The organism is Ilumatobacter sp. (assembly GCF_049588435.1).
GTDB lineage: Bacteria > Actinomycetota > Acidimicrobiia > Acidimicrobiales > Ilumatobacteraceae > Ilumatobacter_A.
In genome coordinates this window covers 1-1,987 of record NZ_JBAVYV010000521.1, presented here as the reverse complement: position 1 = coordinate 1,987, position 1,987 = coordinate 1, and the positions used below count along the sequence as shown (strand labels likewise).

Below are 1,987 nucleotides of genomic sequence, written 5' to 3'. Positions count from 1 at the left end.
GTCCCGGCGTCCTCCCGTGGTCCGAGCGACAACACGCTCGGCCCCTACGACTCCCGAGGTGAGGCCGAGAACTGGCGGTCGAAGGTCGAGGAACGCAACGACGCGTGGGACGACGCCGACGACGAGTGGGACGACCGTGAGTCCCCCGACGCCGCCACCTGATCCACCTGACCCGCTTCCCCCTCCCCGATCCATCCTCCCAACCGCCGTTCTCGTGATCTGTTCCCGCGCTCCGTGCGCAAACAGTTCACGAGATCGCAGGGTTGCGAGCGGCTTGTAGCGTGCGGGGCGATGAGCCGCCCCGTGATGATCTCCCCGTCCGTGCTCCCCGCCGACTTCTCCAAGCTCGGTGAGGAGGTCGCCGCACTCGAGTCTGCGGGCGTCGACCTGATCCAGTGGGACGTGATGGACGGCCAGTTCGTGCCGAACCTGACGTTCGGCCCGGACGTGATCAAGTCGGCCCGTCAGCACTGCTCGGTGCCGTTCGAGGCCCATCTGATGGTCTACACACCCGACGTCATGGCCCAGCAGTACATCGACGCCGGCTGTTCGCGCCTGATCGTCCACGCCGAGGCCTGCACCCACCTCCACCGGACCTGCGGAAACATCAACGAACTCGGTGCGAGCGCGGCGGTGGCGCTGAATCCGGCGACACCGGCGTCGGCGGTGGAACACGTGCTCGATCTGATCGACATGGTGCTCGTGATGACGGTCAACCCCGGCTTCGGGGGCCAGGCCTACATTCCGACGATGGAGCCGAAGATCACCGAGGTCCAGCGGATGCTCGAAGCTGCCGGGCGTGCCGACGACGTGCACATCGAGGTGGACGGCGGAATCGGTCCGTCGACGATCGCCGGCGCGGCCGCAGCAGGCGCCAACGTCCTGATCGCAGGAAGCGCGCTGTACCGCGATCCCGAAGGGCTCGAGCACGCGGTCTCCGACCTGCGTGCGCGCGCCGAAGCCGCCCGAGCCTGATCAGCGCGCCGGTCGCTCCATCGCCCACATGTGCGGGCCGACCTCGGTCGTCGGGTCATTTCCCCAGGACGAGAAGCGGTGCGGCTGGTCGCCGGTCGGTACGTCGAATTCGCCGTGGACCGCGAAACCGTGCCGTCGGTAGTACGCGACGTTGTCGAGTGTCTCGGTCTCGAGATGGCAGGCCAGACCCTCGCGGTCGGCGCGCTCGAACATCGCCTGCATCAGTGACAGACCCAACCCCTGGCGCTGCCAATCCGGATGCGTTGCCAGCAGCTGCAGGTACCAGTGCGGCTCCTCCGGGGTGTGCGCCGCGAGGAGCGGGCCGATGATCTCGAAACGAGCGAGCAACTCCGGCGACGGTGGGGTGCTCGGCGGATCAGGCTCGACGTCGGGCTCCGGACGACCCGGCGGCAGCCACACGGCGAGCGCGCTGACGTCGTCGGTACACCACACCTCCCCGATCTCGATCCAACGCGCCATCGGGACGCGGAGAACCTCGCCACCCGGCGCGAAGTAGGCCTCGTCGTCGGGATTCAGCCACCTCATCACCGGATCCTCGGCGAACGCACGCATGGCGGTGATGCACAGCTGTCGAAGATCGGCCCGCGTCGCTCGTCTGATCCGCATGGTCCCCCAACGTACGCAACCAGACCCACGACGAGGTGGTACAACTCCCCCCGATGACGACCTCCGATGTGGCTTCGATGGCGTCGTGCCCTGCACGGTGCGCGCTGGCGGGAAATCCGTCGGACGGCCACAGCGGTGCGGTCGTGGCCACCGTCGTCCCGGCGCTCGCCGCCACCGTCACCGTCACCGACTCCGATCGACTCCGCATCGACGCCCGTGCGAGCTCATTGGTGCAGGCGACGCTCACGGTCCTTCATCGACACGTCGACGCCGACGTGAGCACGGTCGCGATCGACGTGGACACCACGATTCCCCGGTCGGTCGGCCTCGCAGGTTCGAGCGCGATCGTCATCGCCACGATCCGCGCGCTGGTGCTCCACCACCG

General features: G+C 68.1%; 2 protein-coding genes and 1 pseudogene. 2 read left to right on the top strand and 1 reads right to left on the bottom strand.

Annotated features, from left to right (window positions below; translation table 11 throughout):
- The first annotated feature begins 291 nt into the window (after window positions 1–291).
- Window positions 292–975 (top strand): ribulose-phosphate 3-epimerase, encoded by a 684-nt coding sequence (gene rpe, locus WBV89_RS19535; RefSeq protein WP_423982996.1) that lies wholly within the window; start codon window positions 292–294, stop codon window positions 973–975.
- Here rpe and WBV89_RS19530 read toward each other — a convergent pair whose 3' ends face one another.
- On the bottom strand, window positions 976–1,602 hold the full coding sequence (locus tag WBV89_RS19530; RefSeq protein WP_423982995.1) for a GNAT family N-acetyltransferase: 627 nt from the start codon (window positions 1,600–1,602) through the stop codon (window positions 976–978).
- Between the two features lie 53 nt (window positions 1,603–1,655).
- Here WBV89_RS19530 and WBV89_RS19525 point away from each other — a divergent pair.
- Window positions 1,656–1,987 (top strand): annotated as a pseudogene (locus tag WBV89_RS19525) (hypothetical protein); the annotation flags it as partial.